This window comes from Virgisporangium ochraceum, assembly GCF_016863655.1.
GTDB classification, from domain to species: domain Bacteria; phylum Actinomycetota; class Actinomycetes; order Mycobacteriales; family Micromonosporaceae; genus Virgisporangium; species Virgisporangium ochraceum.
Genome location: NZ_BOPH01000171.1, coordinates 1 through 4,731 on the forward strand (window position 1 = coordinate 1; position 4,731 = coordinate 4,731).

The 4,731-nt window shown below is 66.4% G+C and carries 4 protein-coding genes; 2 read left to right on the plus strand and 2 right to left on the minus strand.

The window, feature by feature from the left end; translation table 11 throughout:
* On the plus strand, nt 1–305 hold a 305-nt coding region (locus Voc01_RS52485), incomplete at its 5' end, for a hypothetical protein (protein ID WP_203935315.1).
* Nucleotides 306–855: 550 nt separating this feature from the next.
* Here Voc01_RS52485 and Voc01_RS54395 read toward each other — a convergent pair.
* Both Voc01_RS54395 and Voc01_RS52495 read right to left on the minus strand, forming a co-directional pair.
* Nucleotides 856–2,001, minus strand: a complete 1,146-nt coding sequence (locus Voc01_RS54395) for an LAGLIDADG family homing endonuclease (protein ID WP_275423845.1) — start codon at nt 1,999–2,001, stop codon at nt 856–858.
* 153 nt (nt 2,002–2,154) lie between these two features.
* Entirely contained in the window at nt 2,155–3,423 is a 1,269-nt protein-coding gene (locus Voc01_RS52495; RefSeq protein ID WP_203935317.1) for an NsdA family TPR-like regulatory protein, read from the minus strand.
* A gap of 231 nt (nt 3,424–3,654) precedes the next feature.
* Between Voc01_RS52495 and Voc01_RS52500 the strand changes: the two genes are divergently transcribed.
* On the plus strand, nt 3,655–4,731 hold a 1,077-nt coding region (locus tag Voc01_RS52500), incomplete at its 3' end, for a helix-turn-helix domain-containing protein (RefSeq protein WP_203935318.1).

Consider the following 4,731-nt stretch of genomic DNA (forward strand, 5'->3'; position numbering starts at 1 on the left):
TCCGCCTGTCGAACCTGGGCCGACGCGAGGACGCCCTCACCGCCGCCACCGAAGCCGTCGACCTGTACCGCCGGCTGGCCGCCACCAACCCCGCCGCCTTCGAACCCGACCTCGCCCGATCGCTGTGGTGCTACGCGTGGGTATGTGAGGCGGGAGACATTGACTTGACCAACGCTCTCGATGCAGGCCGTGAAGCGGTCTCAACCTATGAGCGCCTGGTCGAGCAATGGCCCGATGTGTTCCAAGCCGAAATGTCCGCTGCAAGGGCGACTATGACCAAGCTCCTCGACCGACTCGGGCATTGACTCGCGCCCACGGCAGCCGTCGTTCCCTTGACCGTCCCGTCTGCCGTCGACCCACCTGCAAGGAAGCGGACCGGCGTCGGGGCCGCCACAACGAGCAAACCGTGACAGTCGTACGGACGGTGGCGGCCCCGACGCCGGTCTGCTTGGCTCCGCCTGGGTCGACGGTGGGCGGGACGGTCCACCCCTCCCCCGGAGCCCGAGTGCTCCCGCCGGAGGCAACAGCGTGCGAGGACTCGAACATGGCCTGCGGCGGGAGCAGCGGCCCGAAGCACGACGGACGTGCGACATTGGATCTGCGCCGGCAGCTGGCCGGGTTGGGGCGTGGGCTCGCCGGCGCGCAGAGCGGCTTCCCGCCCCGGTGTCATAGACAGCCGGGGCGGCCCGCCGCGGGCGCCGGCTCACCCACGCCAGCGCCGCGCTTGTGCGGCGCCTTGGTTCAAGACAGGAAAATTCGGCAGTTGCACGAGCAATGCAATTCGAACCCCGCACCCCGTCGTCATGTGAGCAATCTATATGCCGTGGCGAGATAACCCACACCGGGCGAGTCGCCTCAGATGGAGATGCCCACCAGCACCGGCATAAAGTGATCTCCCAGCAGGATCATCCCGTCTGGGCCAGAAACCTGGATGCTACATAGTGGCAACGGCTCCACCCTAGTGATGGTCGCGATAGATAGGGTCGATCGACCCTTGCCACCGTCATGATCCTTAATTCGATCACGCTTGCGAGCAAGTCCAAATGGCACGTACGGGTCGGTACGGACGGGCGTGAAGAATACTCGAAACTTTTCGCCGTAATCTCTGCCTTTTAGCATCGCGCGGCCCGTGCGCAAGGTAGCGCGCCAACCGAGGGAGCGAGCGAGTTGTAGGACGCCATCGGCCAGACGCGGATTCATTGAGCAAAACTCCACCTGTCCTCGCGCAGCGTTGATAGTGCCGTCGGTGTCTAACATCCCTTGCAGTATCGCCTCCCGTTGGCTCGTGCCCGCGGAGAGATACGCATCGGGCACGTGCTTGTTGCGTATCAGGTTCAGTTCAGCGAGTCGGCCTCCGAAAGAACGTCGCTGCCGGCCGAGACCCGGTGCACACGTGATTCCAATATGGCGGGTGTCCCGGGTTCCCCCGCCGATTCGAACAACGGGAATGAATCCAGCTGCCACAATCGTTTCCGTCCAATGTGGAACATCGGACACGTGCGCCGCCAGGATGCTACCGGCCGAGGTTCCGTCCCCAAGCCATGCTCCAAGCAAGTACGGGTCTAGGGGGGGCTCTCGGCTTTCGGACACTATGGGCGCCTGGCTTGGCAACAAATAGCGGTATTCATTAGTCGAATAACGCTTTCCGTCTGTGAGAGACGTCCGACCGCCACCGAGATATCGCGACAAGCCAGAATCGAGCAGCTCACGTGTTGAGCTTGTTCGCTCCTCGAACCATGTCGTTCTCGCGGTTCGCGATCCAATCGAACGACAAGCCCTTTTGTCCGTGACCCTCCACAGCTGATCTCCGCTGGCGACGACAACCCGTCCGTCAGTCGTCTGTACCCGGTAACAGTCCTGGGACGTCGACTGCAAGTCGGCTGAGGTGACGACAGCCTTCGACCCAGCGGCATGAAACACTCGATCGCCGACGCAAAGGTCTTGCAGACTGATCCAACCCCGATCCACGGTCACGACGTGGCCGGATACATCGAACGCCATGTGCGCACGCTAAGCCACGGGTACGACATTTTGTTGAGCGATACCCAGCAATTCGTCGTGCCCCGTCGGGACTAGACACAGGCTCGACGGTTCGGCGACGGGTTCAGGCGGAAGGGCATCGCGCCGGACTCACGCCATCTAGCGGCTCGACGGTTAGACATGTCCGTTTTTATGTCTAATGGCATCGAATGCCTCTCGCAGTTCCGCGGCCTCCGCAATCTCGCGGTTTTCGACAGCGTCCACGATCTCGGCGGCTCGCCAAGCCGACGACGGTACGATGCGGCCGGATTTAAGGGCGACGATCGCTTGTCCTGCCGCCTCGTCAAGGTTGCCCAAGCCCGCAAGGGTGAGCGCCAAGTCGAGTCTTGCAGTGGCGACTCGCCGGGGACGCGTGCCGCCATCCCGGCCGGATTCGAGTCGGTTAAGGACGTCCCGGGTGTAGGCCTCGGCGGCTGGGTCGGCGAGCCAGGAAAGAACAGTAGCGCTGTAGGCGAGCTGCTTCGCCGGGTCGTAACGGAAGTGGTGCTCAGGCTGATCGGGAACCGCGAGCGGCGAAGCCATCCGTTCCACCCGGGCGAGCGCGTCACGGGCTTGCCGATCGTCGCCGAGGCGTGCCGCAGCTCGACCCTCCTGGGCGGTCGCCTGAATGATGGCCGACCCGTCGCGCGGCGCAACCCGTTGTGCCGCTTGGGATAGGTCGACTGCGAGCTTGTAGTTGCGCTCGGTCAGTGCGTCCCATGCTCGCGTTTCGAGGCACCAGGCGACGATCTCCTTGTGTCCCGCTTGCTCGGCGAGCGAGGTCGCCGTGTTGAGCCGGGCAGCAGCTACCGGTCGTAGGTTCAGGTCGATGTCGACGGTCGCGGCGAGCAGGGACAGCCAACCGCCGACGACCAGCAGTCGCCGGCGCTGGTCGAGCGTCGCGCGCTTGTCTAGCAGTTGGCCGATGTAGCCCAGGTGGCGCCGAACCTCCGGTAGCAGAATCGCTGGCGGGGTGCCCTGGTACGCGACGGCCAACCGGTCGGCGGCCTGCTCAAGCCCGGTCAGCACCGTGTCACCGACATCGGACGCGGCGGCTCGCTGGGCGAGCTCGAACGCGTCGAACGCGTCGAACGCATCGTCGGCATCGGTCGCTGGAAGAACCTGCCCGGACAGTGCCGGCGGCGGGTTGCTGCTGAGGACCAATCCGAGCTGTTCTTCGCTTGCGCCGTAGAGGCGTGTGTACTGGCGGCGGTAGTGCGGGCCGGGGAGGTACTTGCCGCGCTCGTGGCGGGCGACCGTCTCCCCGCTGACGGCGAGATGCCCGTCGCCGTGTTCGCGGGCGAGCGCTTGCAGCCGTTCGGCCACCTGGTCCTGGGTCAGGCCGAGGCGTGCGCGGTGTTCTGCCAGATGGGGGTGGAACTCGCCGCGCTTGGGACGCGCCACGTCTGCCCTCCCCGATCGCTCGGTCGTCACTCCGATGGTATTCGGCGGTCACGGTCGATCGAGAACCGTTTCGCGTCGGGTTTCGCGTCGGGTCGCTCGCCCTGCCGGGTTTCACGCTCTGTCGACGAGTCGTGATCGACATGAAGCTCGTAGTCACCGACCTGCAGGACCCACTCAGGGAGTGAATCGGGTGACCAGCAAGAAGCGCACCACAGTGAATCGCTGTCAGCCGTGCGCCGGCTTCGGCTGGAAGTACGTGACGGCCAAGCTGGACATGCGGGCCGCCGCCGTCAGCTGCGGCTCGTCACCCGCCCGGACGCGGCGCGCGTGCCTGGACTGCCGAGGCTCGACGCGCGCGGCCACGACCACGACGGTCAGGTCGACGTGATGCCGGCACCGGGGCGGGTGTCGAACGGCGCGTTCTCCGGCGCGCAGCGTCCGCCCGCCTCGGTGCCTTCCAACGCCGGAACGGCGGCGGTGGCGTCTGCGCGTCCGCCCGTCGAGATCCTGTTAGGTCTCGGTCGGCGGCTGGTGGCTCGGCGAGAGCAGCGCGGTATGACCCGCCGGGACCTGGCCGACTGCGTCAATTACTCGGAGGATGCTGTCGCCCACATCGAGGGCGGCAGGAAGCCCGGCCCTCGAAGCTTCTGGGCGCTGGCCGACCGGGCGCTCGACGCGGGCGGCTCTCTTCTGGGCGATGCTGACCGGTCCCTGCTGAGCTGGGCTGCCGCAATGCAGGACTACCTGAGGAATCACCATCACGCCGCCAGAAGGGCAGCCGGGCCAGGGCGGGCAATGCCGTCCCGGACCCTCGTGGTGGACCGGGCCTTCGCCGATCAACTGGGCGCGATCTCGGTGCAGGGCCGCCGGCACCCGGGGATGCTGGCGGCAGCCGAGCGGAACCGGCCCCGGGTGGAGCGCGAGCTCGCGGCACTCACGGACGCCGTCCGCATCCTGATCCGCCGAACCGACTTCGCCGATCCCGAGATCTTCACCAGCGTGTGGCAGACGCTCCTGCGCCACGACCCGCGCCACGCCGCATTGCTCAGCGCCATCGCGATCGTCGAGCTCGCTTCCAGCCGACAGCACGCTTCTAAGCCACGAGACCAACAAAGGGAGGCCACCGTGACCACGTCCACCCGCGAAGCGCCGACGCCCGCCGGCAGCTGCCCGCCCTGGTGCCAGGCCCACCACGCCGATCCGCAGGTCATCGACCACGTCCGCCTCGTGGACGCCGTCCACAACAAACCGGTCGGCGGCTCGGTCGCTGTCGAGATCGAGCAGGCGGCCGGGCGGGACCCGCAGATT